This window comes from Pseudoselenomonas ruminantium (genome assembly GCF_900104055.1).
In the GTDB taxonomy this organism is placed as follows: domain Bacteria; phylum Bacillota; class Negativicutes; order Selenomonadales; family Selenomonadaceae; genus Selenomonas_A; species Selenomonas_A ruminantium_C.
The window spans coordinates 1-23,199 of sequence record NZ_FNJQ01000036.1 but is presented as its reverse complement, the minus strand read 5'-3'; the positions used below and the strand labels follow the sequence as shown (position 1 = coordinate 23,199).

The window sequence follows — 23,199 nt, the reverse complement described above, 5'->3', positions numbered from 1 at the left end:
CCTTCATCATTTAGGAGGCTTTGATTATGGATTTGGTAAAAAATGCGGCAAGCATCGAAAGCGGTGCGACGGCACTGGGGGTGGAGCTCGGCTCCACCCGCATCAAGGCCGTGCTCGTGAACGAAGACTGCGAAACTTTGGCCAGCGCCAGCTTTGAATGGGAAAATCAGCTGGTGGATGGTATCTGGACGTATGAGATGAGTGAAGCCTGGAAGGGCATTCAGACCTGCTTTGCGGAGCTTGCGGCAGATGTGAAGAGCCGCTACCATGTGACGCTTTCCAAGATTGGCTCCATCGGCATCAGTGCCATGATGCACGGTTATCTGCCCTTTGACAAGGAGGGCAGGCAGCTGGCTCCGTTCCGCACCTGGCGCAACAATATCACGGGTGAGGCTGCAGACAAGCTGACAGAAAAACTTTCCTTCAATATTCCGCAGCGCTGGAGCATTGCCCATCTGTATCAGGCCATCCTGAATGGTGAGGAACATGTCAAGGACATTGACTTCCTGACAACGCTGGCAGGCTATATCCACTGGCAGCTCTGCGGTGAGAAGGTCTTGGGCGTAGGCGATGCCTCCGGGATGTTCCCGATTGATGAAGCCACTGGCAATTATGATGCCAGCATGGTGAAGATCTTTAGCGAACTGCCGGAAGTCGCAGCTTACCCCTGGAAGCTGACCGCAATCCTGCCCAAATCCCTGCGGGCAGGCACGGAGGCCGGCCACTTGACGGATGCCGGGGCAAGACTCCTCGATCCGAGCGGAACCCTGCAGGCCGGCGCTTTGATGGCACCGCCAGAAGGCGATGCGGGTACGGGCATGGTCTCTACCAACAGCGTGCGCAAGCGCACGGGCAATATCTCTGTCGGGACTTCCGCATTCTCCATGAATGTATTGGATGAACCGTTGAAAGAGGTGCATCGCGACATCGACATCGTTACAACCCCCGATGGTGCCAATGTGGCCATGGTGCATGTCAACAACTGTTCTTCCGATATCAATGCCTGGGTGAATATGTTCGGAGAATTTGCCAAAGCCATTGGCCATGAGCAGACTCCGGCCAAACTCTATAGCACCCTGTTCAATACCGTGCAGGGCGCGGACAAGGATGCTGGCGGTCTGGTCAATTACAGCTGCCTGTCCGGCGAGAATATCACGCAGGTGGAGGCGGGGCGGCCGCTGTTCGTCAGAACGCCTCACAGTCATATGGGCCTGGGCAATTTCATGCTGGCTCAGCTCTATGGTGCCTTTGCGCCGCTGAAGATTGGCATGGACGTACTGATCAAGGATGAAGGCGTTAAGACGGATGTGATGGTGGCCCAGGGAGGCCTGTTCAAGACGCCGGTCATTGCGCAGCAGGTACTCTCCGACAGTCTGGGGATCCCCATTACCGTAATGGAAACCGCCAGCGAGGGCGGCCCCTGGGGCATGGCGGTCTTGGCCATCTATGCCAAGGATAATGCAGGCAAGGACAGCCTGCCGGATTTCCTGGATACCAAGGTGTTCAAGAACCCGCAGAGCACGACGCTGACGCCGAATGCGGAAGGTGTGGAAGGATGCAAGGAGTTCATTGCGGCTTATCAGGATGGGCTGCCCCTTGAGCAAGAGGCTGGAAAGTTGGTTGCAGATAAGTAAGTCCGTGGAGTTTAGTAGTCAATGTCAGATAGAAGGGAAGTATTTTAGATGTTAGAAGTTAAAAATTATGAATTCTGGTTTGTAGCTGGCAGTCAGTTCCTCTATGGTGAGGAGCAGCTCAAGAATGTGGAACGCGATGCGATGGAAATCGCCGCCAAGCTCAATGAGAGCGGCAAGCTGCCGTACAAGGTCGTCTGCAAAGGCGTCATGACCACGGCTGAGGGCATCACGCAGTTCATGAAAGATGTCAACTACCATGATGAAGTAGCTGGCGTCATCACCTGGATGCACACGTTCTCTCCGGCCAAGAACTGGATTCGTGGCACGAAGCTCCTGCAGAAACCGCTGCTGCATCTGGCTACGCAGTATCTCAACGAAATTCCCTATGCTACGATTGACTTTGACTACATGAACCTCAACCAGAGTGCACATGGCGACCGTGAATACGGCTATCTGAACTCCCGCTTAGGGCTGAACAACAAGATTGTTTATGGCTTCTGGGGCGATGAGGAAGTTCAGCAGGAAATCGCTTCCTGGCAGGATGTGGCTGTGGCTTACAACGAAAGCTTCAACATCCGCGTCTGCCGTTTCGGCGATACCATGCGTGACGTAGCCGTTACCGAAGGTGACAAGGTTGAGGCACAGATTCAGCTCGGCTGGACGGTTGATTACTGGCCGGTAGGCGAACTCGTGGATGAGGTCGACGCTGTTTCCGAAGCTGACATCGATGCGGAATACAAGAAGTTGGAAGAATTGTACATTCTGAATCCCCAAGACAATCCCCAGGAAAAATTCGAGGCATCTGTCCGCTATCAGCTGCGCGAATACATCGCCATCAAGAAATTCCTGGATGACAGAGGCTACAACGCCTTCTGCACGAACTTCCAGGACCTCAAGGGCCTCAAACAGTTGCCGGGCCTCGCTGCTCAGCTTTTGATGCGTGACGGCTATGGCTTCGCTGCTGAAGGTGACTGGAAACATGCTGCCCTGACGCGCCTGCTGAAGATCATGGCCCATAATGACCGTACGGTATTTATGGAAGACTACACCCTTGACCTGCGCAAAGGCCATGAAGCCATTCTCGGTGCACATATGCTCGAGGTTGACCCGACCATTGCCAGCGACAAACCGAAAGTTGAAGTCCATCCGTTGGATATCGGCGGCAAGGATGATCCGGCTCGTCTGGTATTCACGGGCGCTGATGGCGAAGCTGTCGATGTGACGGTGGCTGACTTCCGCGATGGCTTCCGCATGATCAGCTATCCGGTTGACTGCCGCAAGGCTGAAGCGGAAACCCCGCATCTGCCGGTAGCAAAACAGCTTTGGACGCCGAAATGCGGCCTCAAGAAAGGTTCTACCGAATGGATCAAAGCTGGCGGCGGCCATCACACGGTACTGTCCTTCCGCCTGACGGAAGAACAGATCCACGACCTCGGCGTGATGCTGGGCGTCAATCTGGTAGAAATTTGCTAAATTAACCCCTATTTGAAAAAGAGACTTCCTTCTTGTATGATAGATACAGTACAGTTGGAAGTCTCTTTTTCGTATTCAGGCAGGTGTTGACGATGAAAAAAATATTTCGTTTATGGATGGTTTCTGTCCTGGCGGGCAGCATGCTGTTTGGCGCGACTGCGCAGGCTGCGCCGCAGGCGGCAAATCCCATGGAAAAAGCCATCGAATGGGCCATGGGCATTGCGGCAGATAACCGTCATGGCTACTCCCAGGGCAAGGAAAATGCTACGGCCAGCAGGCCGTATACCGGTTCAAGGGAAGGCCCGGATTATGACTGCTCGTCGCTCATTTACCATGCACTGGACCAGGCAGGTTTTCCCGTTATTGCCGCCTGGCAGAAAAATCCCGCTTATTGGAGTCGCTATCAGGGCAAACAGCTTACTGGCGATGCGGATACGCTCTGGACCGATCTGCAGAAACTCGGTGGCTTTCAGAAGTATCCCTGGTACGCCGTCAAGAACAGCCTGCAACGCGGTGATATCCTTTGCAATCCCGGCTATCATATCGCGATTTATGTGGGGAATGGCTGGACGGTGGAAGCCCGCGGTGTGAATAACCCGATAGGCGGCGATTGGCGCACTGGAGATCAGGGCGGCGAAATCGACTGCTATAGCGCCTATGGACGCGGCTGGACAGAGGTCTATCGTTATACGGGAAAATAAGGCACGATAAACATTTTGTAACAAAGTTATCTAAATTTAAGAGGAATTTAATAATTTTATAATACCATAAGAAATACAGATGATCAGGCATGCATTTATGCTGATTTTATTTTATTTGTTTTTGGAGGTTATATATGAAAACATCGCGCTGGGGAAAATCTGTGTACTTATGTGTATTATTATGTTTTATGTGCTTATTGGTGGCAGGCTGTGCCCCGAAGGAAAAGCCGCAGGACAACGTCATGAGTTTGTGTAAGGGTATCCTGTATCAGGATGCAGAGACCCTGGCAAAATATGAGGTGGATGGCGACAAATTGCACAAGCAATTGATCAAGACCTTTAACCGCAATTTCAATGCTGCTAGTGAAGGTATGTTTTCCAAGGATCAGTCCACGCGTATCGCGGAGGCTTATCTGAATGCCTTGAAGCGTGTGGATATTGCCGTCGAGCCGAAATCCCAGGATGGGGAAAAGGCTGAAGTGGAAGTCACGGTCAGCCGCTTCAATTTTGAGAAAACCTTTGATGAGCAGACCTTGGTGGAGAAGTTGAAGACGCGCATGCCGGCAAATCCTTCGGAGAAGATGATCACCGATACCATCACGGATATCCTGGTCGAGATGATGGATGGCCTGCAGGCAGATGGCACGCAGAAATTCACCGTGAAGTGCAACTATGATAAGAAGAACAAGATGTGGATGCCGGAAGATATGGATCAGTTCACGGACCAGCTGGAATCAGCTGTACTGGGCATGTAAGTCCTCAGTCCTTTATCCACGCTTTGAACAGCTCAGGCTGGCTGTTGATTACCAGTTCCTCCGGGAACTGGTATTTTTTTATGAGCTGCCGGGCATACTCATGGTTACCGACGTCGAGGTCGATATGGGCGTCGCTGCCCATGATGACCATGGCGCCGTGCTTCTTGCAGGCGGTGAGCAGTTCTCCTGCCAGTTTGCGGGAACCTTTGCGGCTGCCGCCGGGGGTGTAGGAGCTGTTGTTGCATTCCAGCAGTACATGGTTTTCTTTGGCAGCCTGGGCCAGTGCGTCGAAATCCACGGGATACTGGGGATTGTCCGGGTGGCCGATAATCTTGACGCGGGGATTTTTCATGGCACCAATCAGGGCTGCGGTGTTCTGTTCACGGGTGCCGGGACGGATACAGGGATCATGAAGGCTTGCAATCGCGTAATCTATGCGGTCTAAGAGATCCTGGCGCAGATCAGTGGAGCCGTTGTAGTCGATGATATTGAGTTCGGCGCCCATCACGAGGTCAATGCCGTAGGCATCGCGTCGAATGACCTTGAAATTGCAGAAATAGAATTCGTGGAAAGCACCGGGCATCTTGGGGCCATGATCAGAAATGCCGATCAGGGACAGGCCTTTTTCCCTAGCGGCCGTGATCATTTCCCGCAGGGTGCTGTATGCATGTACGCTGGCAATGGTATGGGTATGGACATCGAGTAAATCTATCATAGGAACCTCCTGAAATTTGTCATTACTGATTAACATCATAGCGCAGTTGCAGATATTTTGCTATAGTAAACTAGCTTATCGCGGATGATTGTAGTATATTATAGGGAGAATGCAGTGGGGAGGTTTTTTTTTGGCAAACGAGCGGGCAATAAAGGCCATGAGTGATTTCTTAGCGGCTATAGGCGTGGATATAAAGGCGCGGGGAATGGAAAAGACACCAGAGCGGGTGGCGCAGATGTATGAGTTCCTGTTTGATGGCATCGGCAAGGATACGACGGATTTATGGGGCGAAACCTTTGATGCCGGCTCGGATGGCATTGTGGCCGTGCGCCATGTGCCCTTCTATTCCATGTGCGAGCATCATCTGGTGCCTTTCTTTGGCGAGGCCAGCATTGCCTATCTGCCGGAAAATGGCCGGGTGGCCGGCTTCAGCAAGTTCTCGAAACTGGTAGAGCAGCTTTCCCATCAGCCGCAGCTGCAGGAGCGGCTCACAGCGCAGATTGCCGCTGCGGTGAAGAAGGACTTAGGCGCGCGGGCGGTGCTCGTGGTAGTCGAGGCCCAGCAGCTCTGCATGACCATGCGGGGGGATCTGGCACATGGCACCCGCACGGTGACTTCAGAATGCAATGGCGTGTTTAAGGATGATACCGCCCTTTATCAACAGGCATGGATGATTTTGGGAGGAGAAAAGGCATAATGGTACAACGCAAATACACTTTCGCCGATGGCAAGACACTGACTTTGGGGGAGCGGACGCTGGTGATGGGCATCTTGAACATCACGCCGGATTCTTTTTCTGATGGCGGCAGGTTCAATACCCGGGATACGGCGCTGCGTCATCTGGAAGAGATGGTGGCAGATGGTGCGGACATCATCGATGTGGGTGCCGAATCCAGCCGGCCGGGCTTTACGCCGATGCCGGCTAGCGAGGAAATGGAACGGCTGATGCCGCTGTTGGAGGAAATCCTCAAGAATTCGCCGGTGCCGGTTTCTGTGGATACCTTCAAGGCGGAAACAGCGCGGGCGGCAGCTAAGGCGGGCGCGCATATCCTCAACGATATCTGGGGCCTGCAGTATGCGGCTGAACCGGGGGCCATGGCGAAGGTGGCGGCTGAGTGCGGCCTGCCGGTAATCGTGATGCACAATCAGAACGGCACGGAGTATAATGGTGATATCATTGACGCCATGCAGGCTTTTTACCGGGAGTCGCTGCGGATTGGCCGGGAAGCCGGCATGAAGGATGAGCAGTTCATCTTCGATCCGGGTATCGGCTTTGGCAAGACCGCGGAGCAGAATGTGGAGGTTCTGCGGCGGCAGGAGGAACTCCTGCAGGTGGATGGTGTGGAGTATCCCCTGCTCTTGGCTACGAGCCGCAAGAGCTTTATCGGTAAGACGTTGGACCTGCCGGTGGAGGAGCGCATGGAAGCTACCGGGGCAACCTGTGTAGTGGGAATCATGAAAGGGGCCGGCATTGTGCGTGTGCATGATGTGAAGCCTGTTGTCAGGATGTGCCGCATGACGGATGTGATTTTAAGGAGTGGGCAAAATGGATAAGATCAAACTGACGGGACTCAATTTCTATGGCTATCATGGTGTATTGCCGGCAGAACGCCAGATGGGGCAGGAGTTTTCGGTGGATGTGAGCATGTATCTGGACCTGCAGGAGGCCGGGCAGTCGGATAAGCTGGAGGCAACGGTGAATTATGCCGAGGTCTATGCGGTGGTCAAGAAGGTAGTAGAAGGCCAGCCACGCAAGCTCATCGAGTCCGTGGGTGAGGAGATTGCGCAGAATATCCTGCGGGATTTCCTGCCGGTACAGCGGGTACGGGTTACTGTACACAAGCCGCATGCGCCGTTGCCGGGCGTGTTCATGGATGCGTCCATCAGTGTGGTGCGCAGCCGGGCATAAATGATGAAGATCTATCTGAGCTTGGGGGCAAACCTTGGGAGCCGTGGGGAAACCCTGCGGGAGGCTCTGCGGCGTATAGTCGCTTTGCCCCGGACAAAATTGTTGGGGAACGCGCGTTTTTATGAAACGGCGCCCTGGGGAAAATTAGATCAGCCTGCTTTTATCAATACAGCGGCGGCAGTGGAGACAGCACTGCCACCGCTGGATTTTTTGCATGCTGTGCAGCAGATTGAGTATGATTTGGGCCGGGTGCGCCATGAGCATTGGGGCGCGCGTACGATTGATATCGATCTGCTCTGGGCGGAAGGTTTTACTTCAGATACAGAGGAACTGCGGCTGCCGCACCCCTATCTGACGGAGCGGGCTTTTGTGCTGCGGCCGTTGCAGGAATTGGCGCCGGATCTGGTCGTGAAGGGGCGCACGATTGCTGCGTGGTGCCAACAGGCAGAAATCCGGCAGCAGGAAATAGCTTTGGCCGCGGAGGTCAGTGCGCCCTATCCGTTGTCTCTGATTGCCTGTGTGGATGCGAAGCTGGGCATCGGACGGCAGGGAAAGCTCTTGGTTCATAGCAAGGAAGATATGGCACATTTCCGGCAGGAAACCTTGGGGCAGGTCGTGATCATGGGGCGCAGGACGCTGGAGTCCCTGCCGGGAGGACGGCCGCTCAGCGAACGGGTGAATATCGTGCTTTCGCGGAGTTTGCAGCGGGATGATGTATTGGTTTGCCGCAGCCTTGAGGACCTTTGGGGCGTGCTGGGGAAAATCCATCTGGAAGAGTCCGACCGGCGGTTTATTTGCATAGGCGGGGGCGAGATTTATCGCTTGTTGCTGCCGTATGCGAAGGAGCTCTTGTTGACCGAAGTTGCGGGAGAGTTCGCAGCGGATACGTTCTTTCCATCGTTGACGGAGTTTTTGAAGGCGTCTCGGGAGGAGCGGTGTGGACTTGCTTTTGTTAGGTATGTGCGGGCGGGGGCTGACTGTTTTTCGCCCCGCCGCTAAATGACCTGCTTCGTTAGGCTGGCACTTTAGGGAGTGCGCCGCACCTTTATGGGTTGCGGCTTGTTTACATCTTTTTGCATTGCTGGGCTCGCCGTAGAGCGGCTTTGCCCGCGCAGCGGTTGAGGCGTCTTATATATCGAATTGGGAGATGTTGTTTGAATGGAGATTTTTCATAATGATTGGGCGGAGCTTTTGAACGGTGAGTTGGAGAAGCCTTACTACAAAGAGCTTCGGCAGTTTCTGATCAGCGAGTACCGCACTAGGCAGATTTTCCCGGATATGTATGCGATCTTCAATGCGCTGCACTATACGAGTTATGCGGATACGAAGGTGGTCATCCTGGGGCAGGATCCTTATCATGGGGATGGGCAGGCGCATGGGCTTTCGTTTTCGGTGATGCCGGGGGTGCAGCCGCCGCCGTCGCTTTTGAATATCTTCAAGGAACTGGAGACGGACCTGGGCTGCACGATGCCGAACAATGGCTGCCTGAAGCCCTGGGCCGAGCAGGGGGTATTGCTGCTCAATACGGTGCTGACGGTGCGGGCGCATCAGGCGGCTTCCCATCAGGGGAAGGGCTGGGAAATCTTTACGGATAAGATCATCGAGCTGCTGAACCAGCGGGAAAAGCCCATGGCCTTTATCCTCTGGGGCTCTCCTGCCCGGCGCAAGAAGGCCATGATCACGAATCCCCAGCACTTCATTGTGGAATCACCGCATCCCAGCCCCTTGTCGGCGTTCCGGGGATTCTTTGGCAGCCGGCCGTTTTCCCGGGTTAATGAATTCTTGCAGCGTACAGGCCAAGAACCGATTGACTGGCAGCTGCCCGATATCTGATGTATGGGAATAGTTCCATGTTTTTCTTGCTTTTTGACGGAAAATCCCATAAGATATAGTAAAATGCGTAATTATTTGGGGAAGTTGGCAAACATTATGGAACAGAAAGTAACGATCAAAGATGTAGCAGAGCTGGCGGGCGTGTCCAAGAGCACCGTGTCCCGCTATCTGAACAATGGCTATATCAGCGTGGAAAAACAGGAAAAAGTGCGTAAGGCGATTGAAGATACGGGCTTCCAGTCAAACTTCTTTGCCAAGCGCCTGAAAACCCGGGAAAGCAAGCTGATTGGCATTGTGCTGCCCCGTATGGATTCGGTGACGGTGGGCAAGCTTTTGGCGGGGATCACCCGGGTGCTGGAGCCGGAGGGATATCAGAGCATCCTGCTCGTAAGTCAGCTCTCCGAGGAAAAGGAACTGGAGAGCATGCAGAAGCTGCAGCAGCAGGGCGTGGATGCCATCCTGGTGGATTCGGTGGGCATCACAGCGGAACATGTGCGGCGGGCTCAGGAATGGTCCCTGCCCATCCTGTATCTGGGGCAGCAGAATCCGGACGTCCGCTGCTTGAAGATCGATGATGCGGCAGCCGGTCATCGCATGGGCGTGTATCTCAAGCAGATGGGGCATAAACACGCGGTCTTTGCCGGCGTTACGGAAAGCGATGAGGCCGTGGGCATTGAGCGTAAGGAAGGCTTTATCGCCGGTTTCTGTGAGGGACGGGATGATGCCCGCGTAGACTTCGTGGAGACGGGGTTTGATTTCCTGTCTGCCTACAATCAGGCGGAGGAAATACGCAAATTAGCCCCCACGGTAGTCGTGGGAGCTACGGATAATATCAGTCTGGGTATCCTGCGTTATTTCCATGAGCGGAGCATCAAGGTGCCTGAGGAAATCTCGGTCGTTGGTTTCGGCGGCTATGAGGTCGGTGCGGTCGTTTATCCGGCGCTGACCACAGTGTCCTTTGACTATGAACTCATGGGCATGAAGGCCGCCAGCTATCTGCTGCATCTGTTGCATCAGGACGATAATGAAACGAATCTGGACATGCCGCTGACCTTCGTGGAACGGGAAAGTGTGCGCAACCTGCTGGAGGATTACGTGCAGGGAGAAGCAGTGGCCATGCCGGTGATGGCCTGAAGGCGTGTGCGGAGTTTCTGCAGCTGCTTGCTGATGGTGCCGGGGCTGCGGTGAAGCATGGCGGCAATTCTGCTTTGGGTGAGCCCCTGCAGGCAGATCATGGATAACAGCTGTTTTTCGGCAGCGCTCAGTTGCTGGCAGATACGCGCCAGTTCATCCCGGGCACTGACTTCGCGTTCCGGTGAGGGCAGCGCGCTGGGGATGACGTCGTACCAGTCGCTGCCATCTTCGCTGGCGGCAGCTTCGGGATGAGCCGTACGCTGCTGATAGCGGCAGGTTTCGCGGAAGGCCTGATAGATGGCCGCATGCAGCCGCCGTTGGAGAAAGGCGGCGAAATGTGCCTGCCCCTCGGTCTTATAATCCCGGACAGCTTCCAGGAAAGCCAGCCCCAGGATGCCTGGAGCATCGTCGGCGATCATGGCGCCCGTAGGGGTGTACTGATAACGCCGGCGCATATTTTGGATCAGACCTTCATAGGCGGCAAGCAGCTGACAGACAGCCTTCTTGTCGCCTTTTTGGGCGCGGCGGATCAGTTCGTTCTCTGCGTTCTCACTGTACATGCTAAAACCTCCCTTGTTTCGTGGCTGCTTTCAGTATAGTCAGGGGCCGCTCTGGCTGCGAATGGCGGATGGCGCGCGCAAGCCGGCTGATATTTGGCGGAAAGGCCATTATTTGCTATACTAGGGGGAGAAATGGGGGAGATTCCATGCGTTTAGAAGAAATCATCAATCAGCACCGTCAGGATCTGAATGATACGGATATGCTGATCTACAAATACATTATCCAGCACCGGGCGGAATCCCGGCATATTTCCATCCATGAACTGGCCCGGAACTGTGCCGTATCTTCCACTACGATTGTGCGCTTTGCCCAGAAGCTGGGCTTCGATGGCTTCGGGGATTTGAAGGCCGTGCTCAAGATGGAAGAGGGGGCAAAATCCTATTACAAGGAAGATGTGCTGCAGGACCTGCAGGAGTTCTACACCCAGACAGCCAGCAAGGTGTTCAAGCGCAACTTCGACAGCGCCAGCCGCCTGATCCATGAGGCCAACCGTGTCTTCATCTTTGCATCTGGCTATGTGCAGAGCAATGTGGCCCAAGAACTCAAGCGGCTGTTCTTCTACGACAATGTGCTGATCTATGAGATCAGCGGGCGGGAGGAGTTTTCCTCGATTTCCCGGACGCTGACTGCAGATGATCTGTTCATCTTCGTTTCCCTTTCCGGGGAAACGCCCATGGTGGTGGACTTTGCCCGGCGGCTGCAGCTCCTGGATGTGCCCTTCATCTCTATCACCAAACTGCATGATAACACACTGGCCAGCCTGTCTACGGTGAATCTCTATGTCTCGCCGGCCCGCTTCCAACTCTATGACAGCGATGATGAGCATACCGCTTTCCAATCCATGATGCCCTATTTCATGCTGATCGAGGTCTGGTTCGTGAAGTACCGGATGTACCTGCAGCGCAAGGGAGAGTAGGTTCCATAAGGGTATGTACCAAAGTACGCCCGATGTAACAAAATACAGGCAGAGGCCGATGTGCCGAAAGCCCGCGAAACTATTGTGTTCGCGGGCTTTTTGCGCTATTCTTTATTCAGCGAAGCAATAATAATCAAGATTGATTAGGGGGTATTACAATGACAATCAGCAAAGACCGCATGATGCAGGGCATGCAGCGGTTTGGCGGCGCCATGTACACGCCGGTCATCCTGTTCGCATTCTTTGGTCTGACGGTAGCATTGTCCATCATCTGCAAGAATGAAGGCATACTGGGGAGTATCGCCGCGCAGGGGACAGTTTGGTATGATTTCTGGTACGTGGTAGAACAGGGAGCCTGGACGGTATTCGCCCAGATGCCGATCCTCTTCGCCATCGCCGTGCCAATCGGTTTTGCCAAAAAGGAACAGGCCCGTTGTGCCATGGAAGGTTTCGTCATCTACATGCTGTTCAACTACTTCATCGCCGGTTTCCTTTCCCTTCATGGTGCATACTTCGGCGTGGATTACAGCCAGGATGCCGGAGCTGGCACAGGGCTGGCCATGATCGCCAACATCAAGACCCTGGACATGGGTATGCTGGGGGCCATCTTCATTGCCTGCATGACCGCGTATCTGCACAACCGCTTCTATGATACGAACATTCCCGACTGGCTCGGCATTTTCAAAGGCCCTGCTTTTGTCGTCGCGGTAGGCTTTGTGGTGATGATTCCCATCGCCTTCCTCTTCTGCCTCGTATGGCCGGCTGTACAGCATGCCATCATGCATTTCCAGGATTTTTTAAAGACCAGCGGTCTGGTGGGCGTCTGGGCCTACACTTTCTCCGAAAGAATCCTGCTGCCTGCAGGTCTGCATCATTTCATCTATCTGCCCTTTATCTTCGGCCCGGCTGTCTGCGATGGCGGCATTCAGGCTTACTGGCTGCAGCATCTCAATGATTTTGCCAATAGTGCCCAGAGCCTCAAGGATATGTTCCCGGAAGGTGGTTTTGCCCTCCATGGCAGCTCCAAGGTCTTCGGCCTGCCCGGTGCAGCCCTGGCCATCTACATGTGCGCCAAGCCGGAAAAACGCAAGAAGACGGCGGCACTGCTTATCCCGGCAACTCTTACCGCTGTGATCTGCGGTATTACGGAACCCTTGGAATTCACCTTCCTGTTTGTGGCACCGCTGCTTTATCTGGTGCATGCTGTTCTCTCTGCCTGCCTGTCCACGGCTCTCTATGCCATGGGGCTGGCCGGCAACTTCGGCGGCGGCCTTATCGACTGCTTTGTGCAGAACTGGATTCCGCTGTTCCAGTACCATTCCGGTACCTATATCATGCAGATCGTCATCGGTCTGTGCTTCACGGCAATTTATTTCGTTGTTTTCCGTACCTTGATCCTGAAATTCGACTATGCAACTCCCGGCCGCACGGCTGATGATGTGGAAGACAAGCTCTTCTCCAAGGCTGAATACCAGGCCAAGAAGGAAATGGAAGAGATGGGCCTGGCCGATAATGCGCTGGCCATCAAAGCCAAAGTATTCCTCGACTGCCTGGGAGGCCCGGACAATATCAAGGAAGTCACCAACTGTGCAACCCGCCTGCGTGTGACGGTAGCAGATGCCGATAAGGTCGCTGCCGTAGGCAAATTCACCAAGGCCGGTGCATTCGGCCTCGTCAAGAACGGCAAAGCTATTCAGGTCATTGTCGGCCTTTCCGTACCGCAGGTACGCAGCTACTTCGATTCCCTGCTCAAGGGTGAGAAGATTGAAGGCGCTGCACCGCAGCCGGCAGCTGCGCAGGACACTGCTCTGGACAACAAGCTGGCTATGAAACTTAATGCCTGTGTTTCCGGTAAGCTCATCGATATGAGCGAAGTCAAAGACGATATGTTCTCCCAGAAGATGATGGGCGATGGCATTGCCATCGAGCCGACGGGCGATACGGTGGTTGCACCGGCAGATGCCGAAGTCACCATGATCATGGAAGAAAGTCTCCATGCGATTGGCCTGCGTTTCGCCAATGGTGCGGAAATCCTGATCCATATCGGCATTGATACGGTAAAACTGAATGGCGAAGGTTTCCAGGCACTCGTCAAAGCTGGCGACAAAGTGAAGGCTGGCACGCCGCTGATCCGGTTCGACCAGCAGGTCATCAAGAACGCTGGTTACCAGACCACGGTCATCATGGCAGTAACCAACTCTGCCGACTATCCACAGATGCAAAAGCATGAAGATGCAGAAGTGGAAGCCAGTACAACCCCGGTACTCGTATTCTAATGGAGATTTGAAATGAAAGAATTGAAATGGTGGCAGAAGACCAATGTCTATCAGGTATACCCCAAGAGCTTCCTCGATACCACGGGCAGCGGCACGGGCGACCTTAACGGTGTCACCGAAAAACTGGACTATCTGAAAACCCTGGGTGTGGGGGCCATCTGGCTGACGCCGGTCTATCCCTCACCGATGGTGGATAACGGCTATGATATCGCCGATTTCACGGGCATCGATCCGTCCTATGGCACGATGGCCGATATGGAACGCCTGATTGCGGAAGGGAAGCGCCGGGGCATCCGCATGGTCATGGATCTGGTCTATAACCATTCCTCCAATCAGCATCCCTGGTTCATCGATTCGGCCAGCAGTCGGGACAGTGAGCACAGCGACTGGTATATCTGGCGGGATGCCAAGCCCGATGGCTCGGCGCCCACCAACTGGCGCTCTATCTTCGGCGGCAGTGCCTGGACCTGGTGCGAAGCACGGCAGCAGTATTACCTGCATACCTTTGCCGAAGCCCAGCCGGATCTGAACTGGGAAAATCCCAAGGTGCGGCAGGCCCTCTATGATGCGGCCAACTTCTGGCTGGACAAGGGCGTGGGCGGCTTCCGCATCGATGCCATCGTCTATATCAAGAAACCTGCTGAATTCGTGGACGGCGAGCCGGACAGCGATGACGGCATGGTCAATATCCATTCCATGATTGCCAATACCCCGGGCATCCTGGATTTCCTCCATGAGTTCAAGGAAAAGGTCTTTGAGGGCCACGATATCTTTACCGTGGCCGAGGCCAATGGCATTGAGCCGGAGGATTTGGATAAGTGGGTGGGGGATCAGGGCGTTTTCGATATGCTCTTTGAATTCTCCCATATGAACCTGGAATTTCCCCATGGCGAGCTCTGGAGCCAGGCGACAGGGTATACGCCGGATATCATTCCCCGCTTGAAGAAGGTGCTCAGTGCCAGCCAGCAGGCTACGGCCAAGAACGGATGGTATCCCATCTTCTTTGAAAATCACGATCAGATGCGCTGTGTCAAGCATTACTTCCCCGCTACAGCAGATCGGAAACGCGCAGCCAAGGCCATGGCTGCCAGCCTGATGACTCTTCGTGGAACCCCCTTTATCTACGAAGGGCAGGAATTGGGCTTGGATAATGTGGCCTGGGGAGCTATCGAAGATTACAATGATATCTCCTCCCATGGCCAGTATGAACTGGCTTTGGCAGAGGGCAGGACGGCAGATGAAGCCATGGAAATCGTTCATCGCTACAGCCGGGACAATGCCCGTACCCCCATGCAGTGGACGAAAGGCAAGAATGCCGGCTTCAGTGCTGGTACCCCTTGGTTGCCCGTCCACGAGGATTATCGCTGGCAGTGTGTGGAAAGCGAAGCCATGGAGGATGACTCCGTGCTGAGCTTCTACCGTCAGCTGGCGGCCCTGCGGCATACCGGCGAGGCTGCCGGTGTCCTGCAGCAGGGCGATTATACGGAACTTTTACAAGAAGATCCATCCATAATGGCCTTCAAGCGGCATTTTGGCTGTCGGGAGGTCTACACGCTGGTGAATTTCAGCGGACAGGAGCAGGATTACAAGCTGCCGGAACTTGCGGGAGCAAAGCTGTTGGCGGAAAGTGTAGCCGACAGCAGCCAGGGGAGCCTGCGCCCCTATGAAGCAGTTATTTACATCAAGGAAACAGGTGAACATTTATGAAGATAGGCGCAAGCGATTACGATGGAACCTTGTTCCGCCAGCGAACCATTGCGGCAGAAGATGTGGATGGCGTGAAGAAATGGCGGGCGGCAGGCAATAAATTCGGCGTGGTCAGTGGCCGGGACTATGGCATGCTGATGCCACAGCTGAGATTTTACGGCATTGAATCGGATTATGCGGTCTGCAATAATGGCGGCATAATCTGCCGGGCCGATGGCACTCCGCTTTGGCAGGGCAGTATTCCTCTGCGGGTGCTGGCAGAGATCGTGCAGGAACCAAGCGTGCGCCGCTCCTTCCATTTTGCTTTTTCCGCTGTGGACAGGACCTTCCTCTACCATGAACGGGAAGGTTCCTGGATCATGCGGGAAGCCCAGGAATGGGATTTTCCCATCGTGAAGATAGAGGAGCAGGACATCCTGAGCCTGCCTCAGATCCATCAGTTCTGTCTGGGGTATCATGAAGCCGGTGAGGCGGATGAGACCAGCGCCATCATCAATGCGAAGTATGGAGAGTTCGTCCATGCCTATCCCAATGGCTGCAGCGTGGACATCACTCCTGCCGGTGTGAGCAAGAGCCAGGGCATTGCCAAATTGCTGGAACTCATGGATTGGCAGGAGGCTGAGGTCTATGCCATCGGCGATGAAAGCAATGACCTGCCTATGCTGGAAGCCTACGACGGCTTTACGGTGAACACCGCCAGAGAGGCCATCAAGGAAAAAGCCAGGGCAGTATATCCCTCTGTGGGCGGGATGCTGCTGGCAAATCTGTAACGAGGCAAGACGATATCCCTCGCCGCTTGGCGTTATAACAATTGCATAAGGTGCTTCTTTTCAGGGGCGCTTATAAGCAAATATATTAATATATGAATATATATTGTGATTAGAGAAAGGGAGCTTTGGTTATGAAAATGAACAGGAAAGTTGCCGCTATCTTAGCAGGTTTGACCGTGGGGGCCATGGGGCAGGTCTACGCCGCCAGTGCGGACAGCTTCAGCGATGTGCCGAAAGATCATTGGAGCTATGAAGCACTGGATTATCTGGCGAAGGAAGGCGTCATCGAGGGCATGGGTGACAACACCTTCCAAGGCGGGCGCACCATGACGCGTTATGAAATGGCCTCCATCGTGGCTAAGGCCATGCAGAAGGGCGGTACCAGCTTTGGAGATAAAGCTGTGCTGGACAAACTTTCCGCAGAATATTCCGGCGAACTTGATACGTTGAAAAAGCGTGTGGATGCGCATGACAAAGATATCAAGGAATTGAAGGAAAAGGCTGACCGCTTCCAGCTCCATGGTCTGGCTCGTGTGCAGATGGGGGATGACAACGGTCTGGAAAAAGATGGTCGTAATGGGGATTATAGCAATCGGTTCTATATGGATCTTGAAGGTTCTATGAAGATAAATCCTCATGCGACGGCTCGTTTCACAGTGGAGAAGAATGCCCGCTTCCGCGATAGCGAATATAAGAAGATGAAAACCGGTGATGTAAAGTGGGTAAAACATAAAAATGAAAAGGCAGAGGGCGGCTATGATTGGTTTGAAAAACCTATTGTCTACGATAAGACCGTAACAGGAGAAACTCGCGATGATCCGCAGAATGATCCGAATCATAGTGGTATTGTAAGTAATATCTGGGTAGAATTACAGCTGGGCAAGCAGCATAATTGGTATACGAATATTGGCCGCAAGTGGAATGGTATTGGTATGCAGAATCTGTTGCTAGGTGGGCAGATTGATGGGATTTCCACCTATCATCCTATTGAAAAAGGTCATGGCTGGTGGTTCGGTGGGCATTACTTCAAGCCGTCGGCGGATTGGGCAAAGGATGAGCAGATTGAAGTAGATGACAATAATAAGGTTATTAGTGTAGAACGTTACGTAAAGCGTGCACCTGTTGTTGGGGCAGTTGATTTTTGGGGGCCATTGGGCAAATATATGGAAAGCCATATCGCTTATGCTCGCGTGGTCAGCCATGCTTTGGATCACAATGATGGAAACCTTGGTTATTATACTGGTGCGAAGAATTTCATCAGTGCTGATTTGAAGGTAAAACCGTTGAAGAATTTGAGCATTACAGGCTCGTATGTAAAATCCGATGCGAAGTATGAATGGATGAAGAGTTATGCTGGTAATGCACATCTGGACAGAGATTGGGCTGTGCGTATTGACTACAAAGGAACGGATTTGAATAAAGTTGGTTCTTGGGGGGTTTATGCAAAATGGGTTAATCTGGGTGTTGGTGCTGACATTGGCCATGATGATGAATGGGCAACTCGTGAACCGACCTTCGTTTCAGGAGTCAAAGGTTGGTATTATGGCATAAAGATGGTTCCATGGAAGAATTGTGAGTGGGAGACGATGTGGGCTCCGCATCTGACTGAAAATACAAATGGCAGAAATACGGATACGGGCGAGAGCACGGCATATTCCCGACATATCCTCCGCAGCTGGCTGGACTTCCATTTCTAAGCTGAAAGGAGCTATGAGATATGAATCGCAAAAAATCCTTACAGGCGGCCATTGGCATGTCACTGGCGCTGGGGCTCTGGGCAGCCCCCACGGCGCTGCCTGTTGATTTGGTTCCCACAGGACTTGTATCTGCCACGGCAGAAGCTGCGCAGGCAGTCGGGCCAACCGATGTGGTGTTGGTCGGTACCGTGCAGCGGAAATTAGGTGCCGGTACAGACTGGGCGCCGGCTGATGGTGCGACCATCATGCAGCCTTTGGGCAATGGCAAGTATCAGCTTAAAGGCAAACTCCCCAAGGGCAATTATGAATTCAAGGTTGCCATCGGCGGCAGCTGGAATGAGAATTACGGTGCGGGCGGTGCCCGTGATGGCGGCAATATCAGCCTGAAGCTTTCGGCAGAGAAGGAAGTCACCTTCACCTATGACAGCCTGAGCCATGAAACCACTGTAAGCTATGAAGGTATGGAGGCTGACCAGGTTGCCACGAAGAAAGCTGAGGCAGCACAGGGGCGTGTCGTGGTCTTGGCGGGAACCGTGCAGTCCAAGGCCGGTGCCCAGAAGGACTGGGATCCGGGCGACATGGCTACGCGCATGAAGGCGTTAGGGCATGATTTTTACAGCCTTTCGGTAGACCTGCCTGCGGGAACTTACTATTATAAGATTGCCGTGGGGGGCAGCTGGGCTGAAAATTACGGCCTCGGCGGCAATTTCGATGGTGCCAATGTGCAGCTGACCTTGCCCAAGGCGCAGAAGGTTACGTTCTATTACAATGATAAGACGCATGCTATTGCCGACAGCACGAGCTACAAGATGCTGGATAATGCCAGCCTGCCGAAAATCAGCGGCAGCTTCGGGGCATTGAAGGACGATACCATGCAGGATATGCAGCTGGCGGAGTTCTATCAGCAGACTGTGGAGCTGAAGGCTGGCAGCTATCAGGTAAAAGTGGCGCAGAAGGGCAAAAAGCCCTTGGCGCAGACCGTGAATATCAAGAAGGACGGCGCGGTGACCTTCTATTATGACAGCAAGGAAAACCGTCTGATTGCAGACGATGGGCGCATTTCCGCCAAACTCGTGATGCACGATACCTGGAGCAAGGCTTACCGTGTTCCGTTTGAGGCAGTCAAGGCTGGTTCACCTGTTACCCTGCGGCTGGCCGTGGGAAAAGACGAAGTGAGCAGCGTCAAGGCGGTACTTTATAAGGCGAAAATCACCGCTAATGGCGGTGATGAATATAACCCGGATTTTGCCGCCGGGACCAAGGCAGAATATCCTTTGGTACGTAAGGAAAGCCATGGCGGCCGCGACTTTTGGGAAGTCACCCTGCGCCCGCAGGAAAATGGCGTCTATGGCTATAAATTCGTGCTCGACGATACTAAGGAATATGGCGATGATGATAAGCCAGGGCATACAGGCGCGTTGAAGCTCCGTGGCGCCAAGCCCTTCCAGCTGACAGTCTACCGCGCGGATTTCCATACACCGGATTGGGCTAAGGAAGCGGTAACCTATCAGATTTTCCCGGATCGTTTCTTCAATGGCGACACAGCCAATGATAACGCCCGCACCACGGCGCGTGGCAATCAGCCGGTGCAGCATCGCGCCTGGACGGATCTGCCGGCCAATGCCAGCAAATCGCCTCAGGCCGATGGCGATAGCTGGGAATGCAATGATTTCTTCGGCGGCGATATCGCCGGCATCACGCAGAAGCTCGATTACCTGCAAAAGCTGGGCATTACGGCTATCTATGTCAACCCGATGTCGGCGGCCTGCTCGAATCATCGCTATGATGCCGTAGACTATGGCAATATCGATCCGCTTTTGGGCAAACTGCCGGAGCTGAAGGCTTTGGCCGCGGAAATGCAGAAACGGGGTATGCACCTTATCATGGATGGCGTGTTCAACCATGTGGGTGATGACAGTATCTATTTTGACCGTTATGGCAAGTATAAGACGGTTGGTGCCTATGAATACTGGTCGCGTATCTATGACCTGATGAATGACCAGCATATGAAGCTCGAAGCGGCCAAGGCTGAAGCCAGGAAGCAGCTCGAGGCCGAAGGGCAGGTATTCTCTCCGTGGCATTGGGAGAACTGGTTTGAGATTCGCAACGAAAAGACCAAGGACAGCATGGGCGAAAAATACGCTTACCATGACTGGCAGGGCTTTGACAGCTTGACGCCGTTCCGGGATGCCGATTATCCCGGCAGCGAAGCGGGCACGCAGGTTTCTGATCTCGGCGATTACCTGCTGCGGGGGCGTGACGGGCAGAAGGGTGTCATCATGAAGTGGTTTGATGATGGCCTGTCCGGCTGGCGTCTCGATGTGGCCAAGGAGGTGCCGCCGGGATTCTGGGCCAATGTCCGCAAGGATGTGAAGGGGATTCGCACGCAGACGGGTGAAGAGCCCTTGCTCTTGGGCGAAATCTGGCAGGATGGCTCACAGTTCCTGACTGGTGATCAGTTTGACTCAGTGATGAACTACAAGCTCTCCTTTGCCGTGGGCGATCTGTTCCTGAACCAGGGCAAGGCTGAGGCCTGCGATGACGAGCTGACCGTTTTGCGGCAGAACTATCCGAAAGAAGCGCTCTACAATCTCATGAATATCGTGGATTCTCATGATACCGTCCGGGCTATCTACAAGTTTGGTGGTGGCAAGGAAAATGTGGCGCAGGCCTCCAGACAGGATTTTGACTACCGCCTGGGCAAAGCCAGACTGAAACTGGCGGCGATGTTCCTGATGGGTTATCCCGGCATGCCGACGATCTACTATGGTGATGAGGCCGGTGTCTATGGCAGTGCCGATCCGGATTGCCGTCGTACCTATCCTTGGGGGCGCGAGGATAAAGAACTCGTGGAATTCTACCGCAAGGTTATCGGCGTGCGGAATGGGCACAAGCAGCTCTTTGCCCATGGTGATGTAAAGACGCTGCTGGCTCAAGGCGATGTCTATGCCTTCGGGCGGAACAATGCACAGGGTGAAGCTGCTATCGTGGCGTTGAACCGTGGCCCCGCTGCCGATGTGGAATTGCCTGTGACCAACGCCTCTGATGGTACGGTCTTCACCGACCAGCTGACGGGGGTAAAGGTCAGCGTACAGAATGGAAAAGTAAAACTGCACCTGAATGAGAATCAGGGCATGATGCTGGTGAAATAAATAAGATGAGGCAGCAAGCGTTTGCTTGCTGCCTCATTCGCGTAGTTTTTTCTTTGCCTTTGCAGGAAATTTCTGTTTTCGGGGCGTATATTCCCAATAAGAAGTGTCATTTCGCCCAGAGAAGGGAGTGTCTGTGATGGCGAAGCTGAAATATATCATTCTGACACTGTTGGTGATCGGTGTTGCTGGCGTGGGGGGATACTTTGCCGCGATACAGTATGACCAGACAAGAGCTATCGTGCAGGCCGAACAGGATAAAAAGGATGCGGCCAAGCAGGCAATCCAGGCAGAGAAAGAGGCCAAGGAGGCAGCTTTGCGGGAGAAAGCGCGCCGCAAGCAGGCCCTGATTGACAAGCGAACGGGGCGGGCGGAGGAACCGGATCAGGTTATCCGCGGGCTGACCTCGGATATGCTGGTTGCCAAGGAAATGGATGGTTCTACTTATTACCGCTATGAAGATCCTGTGGAAGATGGCATCTTCATCCAGCCCTATCTGGTACGTGATGCGGGCGGCACGGCGGTGGTGCATATCATCCTGCGTCATCGGGGCGAACGTCCCATGGGCTTTCATGGCGTAGGCCTGCAGACCGGTGAGGACAGTGTATTCTTTGTGCGTACGGCTGGCAATGTAGTGACCTCCAAGACCAACAGTGGCATCATGGAATGGTGCGATCAGATTGCCGATGCAGAAACACTCAAGGCCATGCGTGAGGTCGGTGACCAGCTGGCAGGAAAGATCCTGATGCTAGGGGTTGAAGGCGGTTCGAATGATGATCGGATGCTGTCTGCCATCGAAGCCCAGCGCATCAAGAATATATTGGAACTCTGTGATATCTGCAACGGCAAGAAAAAGACGGAATAGGAGGCATGATATATGGAACCGGCATTGTTTTCACCGATGGTGGCCAATATCATCATCATCTTGGCAGCTACGATCAGTTTGGTGGCCTTGGTGGGGGTGGCCTATAACTATTCCATTCTTATCAGCAACCGTGATAAATTTGCCAAAATAGACAAACTCGAGCATGAGTTGAAATCCTTGCAGCAGGATGTACAGGAAATCCGGAAACATATGACCAAGGCTCAGCTGCAGGCAGCCGCGCCGATTGATAAAGGCGTTCCGGTAACCGCTGTCAATACGCAAAAAAACAAGACTGCGGATAAGGAACTGCAGCCGGAAGTCTGGCAGCAGTTCGTGGATGACTACAACAATCTGGCCAAGAGCATGAATGTGCCCAAGGCGGAAGAGGCCTGTGAGAATTTTGCCCGGGACTATAAACTGCATCTGCTGATCTGCGTGGAACCGGAGGCACAGTCTGCGGGCAGTGCGACACCGGTATATGCTCCGGTGGACAAAGTGAATCTCAGCAATTACTGGGCCTGGAATGTGCCTGGTCAGCCGGAGGATTTTGCCGTCGTGCCCAATCCGTTTGTGGAGTATAATGAAAAACTCCATCATGAGGGTGGTATGAAGGAGACCTTTGCCTCCAATTATGAAACGGGTTCTTTCCGGGAAATCCAGGTAAAGTTGCCGGCGCATTTCAGCCAGCGGTTGGGGGCTTGGAAGATCGTGCAGCCGGGGGTAATTCGGCTGAAATAAAACTTTTATAAAGCTTTTCCCGCGGCAGCGGGATTTTTTTTGTATTTTTTTTAAAAAGGTGTTGACATATGGATTGAACTCGTGTAATATATTACAAGTCGCTGACAGACACGGCAACAAAACAGCTGAGCAAGCCTTGAATGGCAGGCCGCTGAGAGAAACCGAAAAGCTTCAAAAAAACTTCAAAAAAAGTTCTTGACAAGCTAATCTGATAGTGATAAGATAAATGAGTCGCTTGAAGCGACGGGCTCTTCGGAAGAAGCGCTTCTCAAGATTGTTCTTTGAAAACTAAACAATGCAAATAATCATGCAACATGATTAAAGCCAGATGTTAAAGAAACTTTTAAGTTTCTTATCAAACATCGA

At 53.5% G+C, this 23,199-nt stretch carries 20 protein-coding genes; 18 read left to right on the top strand and 2 right to left on the bottom strand.

Features of this window, described 5'->3' with window-relative positions; translation table 11 throughout:
- Window positions 1-26: 26 nt before the first annotated feature.
- From BLQ59_RS13055 to BLQ59_RS13040, 4 genes are all read left to right on the top strand, one after another.
- Window positions 27-1,634: a xylulokinase gene (locus tag BLQ59_RS13055; RefSeq protein ID WP_074573296.1), complete on the top strand. Its 1,608-nt coding sequence runs from the start codon at window positions 27-29 to the stop codon at window positions 1,632-1,634.
- 48 nt (window positions 1,635-1,682) lie between these two features.
- Window positions 1,683-3,107, top strand: a complete 1,425-nt coding sequence (araA, locus tag BLQ59_RS13050) for an L-arabinose isomerase (protein WP_074573295.1) — start codon at window positions 1,683-1,685, stop codon at window positions 3,105-3,107.
- Window positions 3,108-3,199: 92 nt separating this feature from the next.
- The gene (locus BLQ59_RS13045) at window positions 3,200-3,808 is read left to right on the top strand and encodes an NlpC/P60 family protein (protein WP_074573294.1); all 609 of its coding nucleotides are present in this window, start codon (window positions 3,200-3,202) and stop codon (window positions 3,806-3,808) included.
- Between the two features lie 188 nt (window positions 3,809-3,996).
- Window positions 3,997-4,563, top strand: coding sequence for a hypothetical protein (locus BLQ59_RS13040; protein ID WP_074573293.1), 567 nt, complete (start codon window positions 3,997-3,999; stop codon window positions 4,561-4,563).
- Between the two features lie 4 nt (window positions 4,564-4,567).
- Here the strand turns inward: BLQ59_RS13040 and BLQ59_RS13035 are convergent, their stop codons facing one another.
- Window positions 4,568-5,278 (bottom strand): phosphatase, encoded by a 711-nt coding sequence (locus tag BLQ59_RS13035; protein WP_074573292.1) that lies wholly within the window; start codon window positions 5,276-5,278, stop codon window positions 4,568-4,570.
- A 130-nt stretch (window positions 5,279-5,408) separates the two neighbouring features.
- Here BLQ59_RS13035 and folE point away from each other — a divergent pair, with 130 nt between their 5' ends.
- The 6 genes from folE to BLQ59_RS13005 all read left to right on the top strand — a co-directional run bounded on the left by folE (window position 5,409) and on the right by BLQ59_RS13005 (window position 10,154).
- Window positions 5,409-5,975, top strand: a complete 567-nt coding sequence (gene folE / locus BLQ59_RS13030; RefSeq protein WP_256324683.1) for a GTP cyclohydrolase I — start codon at window positions 5,409-5,411, stop codon at window positions 5,973-5,975.
- Window positions 5,972-6,832: a dihydropteroate synthase gene (gene folP, locus BLQ59_RS13025; protein ID WP_371118455.1), complete on the top strand. Its 861-nt coding sequence runs from the start codon at window positions 5,972-5,974 to the stop codon at window positions 6,830-6,832. The genes folE and folP overlap by 4 nt, the downstream gene beginning before the upstream one ends.
- Window positions 6,825-7,187 (top strand): dihydroneopterin aldolase, encoded by a 363-nt coding sequence (gene folB, locus BLQ59_RS13020; RefSeq protein WP_074573289.1) that lies wholly within the window; start codon window positions 6,825-6,827, stop codon window positions 7,185-7,187. The genes folP and folB overlap by 8 nt, the downstream gene beginning before the upstream one ends.
- Window positions 7,188-8,186 carry a 2-amino-4-hydroxy-6-hydroxymethyldihydropteridine diphosphokinase gene (folK, locus tag BLQ59_RS13015; protein ID WP_081342576.1) on the top strand — a complete coding sequence of 333 codons (999 nt, stop codon included), beginning with the start codon at window positions 7,188-7,190 and terminating at the stop codon, window positions 8,184-8,186.
- A 159-nt stretch (window positions 8,187-8,345) separates the two neighbouring features.
- Window positions 8,346-9,020 (top strand): uracil-DNA glycosylase, encoded by a 675-nt coding sequence (locus tag BLQ59_RS13010; protein ID WP_074573288.1) that lies wholly within the window; start codon window positions 8,346-8,348, stop codon window positions 9,018-9,020.
- 96 nt (window positions 9,021-9,116) lie between these two features.
- The gene (locus tag BLQ59_RS13005) at window positions 9,117-10,154 is read left to right on the top strand and encodes a LacI family DNA-binding transcriptional regulator (protein WP_074573287.1); all 1,038 of its coding nucleotides are present in this window, start codon (window positions 9,117-9,119) and stop codon (window positions 10,152-10,154) included.
- On the opposite strand, the gene BLQ59_RS13000 is transcribed toward BLQ59_RS13005, so the two are convergent.
- Entirely contained in the window at window positions 10,112-10,714 is a 603-nt protein-coding gene (locus tag BLQ59_RS13000) for an RNA polymerase sigma factor (protein WP_074573286.1), read from the bottom strand. The two genes, BLQ59_RS13005 and BLQ59_RS13000, sit on opposite strands and share 43 nt — an antisense overlap.
- A 146-nt stretch (window positions 10,715-10,860) precedes the next feature.
- Between BLQ59_RS13000 and BLQ59_RS12995 the strand changes: the two genes are divergently transcribed.
- The 8 genes from BLQ59_RS12995 (at window position 10,861) to BLQ59_RS12960 (ending at window position 22,833) form a co-directional block, all read left to right on the top strand.
- Window positions 10,861-11,631: a MurR/RpiR family transcriptional regulator gene (locus BLQ59_RS12995; RefSeq protein WP_074573285.1), complete on the top strand. Its 771-nt coding sequence runs from the start codon at window positions 10,861-10,863 to the stop codon at window positions 11,629-11,631.
- 158 nt (window positions 11,632-11,789) lie between these two features.
- Entirely contained in the window at window positions 11,790-13,907 is a 2,118-nt protein-coding gene (locus tag BLQ59_RS12990) for an alpha-glucoside-specific PTS transporter subunit IIBC (protein ID WP_074573284.1), read from the top strand.
- A gap of 12 nt (window positions 13,908-13,919) precedes the next feature.
- Window positions 13,920-15,614, top strand: coding sequence for a glycoside hydrolase family 13 protein (locus BLQ59_RS12985; RefSeq protein WP_074573283.1), 1,695 nt, complete (start codon window positions 13,920-13,922; stop codon window positions 15,612-15,614).
- Window positions 15,611-16,384, top strand: coding sequence for an HAD-IIB family hydrolase (locus BLQ59_RS12980; protein WP_074573282.1), 774 nt, complete (start codon window positions 15,611-15,613; stop codon window positions 16,382-16,384). Before BLQ59_RS12985 ends, BLQ59_RS12980 begins: the two co-directional genes overlap by 4 nt.
- A 131-nt stretch (window positions 16,385-16,515) precedes the next feature.
- Complete coding sequence (locus tag BLQ59_RS12975) at window positions 16,516-18,081, top strand: S-layer homology domain-containing protein (RefSeq protein WP_074573281.1); 1,566 nt, start codon at window positions 16,516-16,518, stop codon at window positions 18,079-18,081.
- Window positions 18,082-18,101: 20 nt separating this feature from the next.
- Entirely contained in the window at window positions 18,102-21,233 is a 3,132-nt protein-coding gene (locus BLQ59_RS12970) for a pullulanase X25 domain-containing protein (RefSeq protein ID WP_074573280.1), read from the top strand.
- Between the two features lie 136 nt (window positions 21,234-21,369).
- A complete protein-coding gene (locus tag BLQ59_RS12965) occupies window positions 21,370-22,095 on the top strand; it encodes a hypothetical protein (RefSeq protein WP_074573279.1) in 726 nt (241 codons plus the stop codon).
- 12 nt (window positions 22,096-22,107) lie between these two features.
- Entirely contained in the window at window positions 22,108-22,833 is a 726-nt protein-coding gene (locus tag BLQ59_RS12960; RefSeq protein WP_074573278.1) for a hypothetical protein, read from the top strand.
- The last annotated feature ends 366 nt before the right edge of the window (window positions 22,834-23,199 follow it).

Bases quoted from the DNA above. Each gene is read 5' to 3' on its own strand.
- BLQ59_RS13055 (WP_074573296.1), top strand. From the start codon at position 27: ATGGATTTGGTAAAAAATGCGGCAAGCATCGAAAGCGGTGCGACGGCA.
- araA (WP_074573295.1), top strand. From the start codon at position 1,683: ATGTTAGAAGTTAAAAATTATGAATTCTGGTTTGTAGCTGGCAGTCAG.
- BLQ59_RS13045 (WP_074573294.1), top strand. From the start codon at position 3,200: ATGAAAAAAATATTTCGTTTATGGATGGTTTCTGTCCTGGCGGGCAGC.
- BLQ59_RS13040 (WP_074573293.1), top strand. From the start codon at position 3,997: ATGTGCTTATTGGTGGCAGGCTGTGCCCCGAAGGAAAAGCCGCAGGAC.
- BLQ59_RS13035 (WP_074573292.1), bottom strand. From the start codon at position 5,278: ATGATAGATTTACTCGATGTCCATACCCATACCATTGCCAGCGTACAT.
- folB (WP_074573289.1), top strand. From the start codon at position 6,825: ATGGATAAGATCAAACTGACGGGACTCAATTTCTATGGCTATCATGGT.
- folK (WP_081342576.1), top strand. From the start codon at position 7,188: ATGATGAAGATCTATCTGAGCTTGGGGGCAAACCTTGGGAGCCGTGGG.
- BLQ59_RS13010 (WP_074573288.1), top strand. From the start codon at position 8,346: ATGGAGATTTTTCATAATGATTGGGCGGAGCTTTTGAACGGTGAGTTG.
- BLQ59_RS13005 (WP_074573287.1), top strand. From the start codon at position 9,117: ATGGAACAGAAAGTAACGATCAAAGATGTAGCAGAGCTGGCGGGCGTG.
- BLQ59_RS13000 (WP_074573286.1), bottom strand. From the start codon at position 10,714: ATGTACAGTGAGAACGCAGAGAACGAACTGATCCGCCGCGCCCAAAAA.
- BLQ59_RS12995 (WP_074573285.1), top strand. From the start codon at position 10,861: ATGCGTTTAGAAGAAATCATCAATCAGCACCGTCAGGATCTGAATGAT.
- BLQ59_RS12990 (WP_074573284.1), top strand. From the start codon at position 11,790: ATGACAATCAGCAAAGACCGCATGATGCAGGGCATGCAGCGGTTTGGC.
- BLQ59_RS12985 (WP_074573283.1), top strand. From the start codon at position 13,920: ATGAAAGAATTGAAATGGTGGCAGAAGACCAATGTCTATCAGGTATAC.
- BLQ59_RS12980 (WP_074573282.1), top strand. From the start codon at position 15,611: ATGAAGATAGGCGCAAGCGATTACGATGGAACCTTGTTCCGCCAGCGA.
- BLQ59_RS12975 (WP_074573281.1), top strand. From the start codon at position 16,516: ATGAAAATGAACAGGAAAGTTGCCGCTATCTTAGCAGGTTTGACCGTG.
- BLQ59_RS12970 (WP_074573280.1), top strand. From the start codon at position 18,102: ATGAATCGCAAAAAATCCTTACAGGCGGCCATTGGCATGTCACTGGCG.
- BLQ59_RS12965 (WP_074573279.1), top strand. From the start codon at position 21,370: ATGGCGAAGCTGAAATATATCATTCTGACACTGTTGGTGATCGGTGTT.
- BLQ59_RS12960 (WP_074573278.1), top strand. From the start codon at position 22,108: ATGGAACCGGCATTGTTTTCACCGATGGTGGCCAATATCATCATCATC.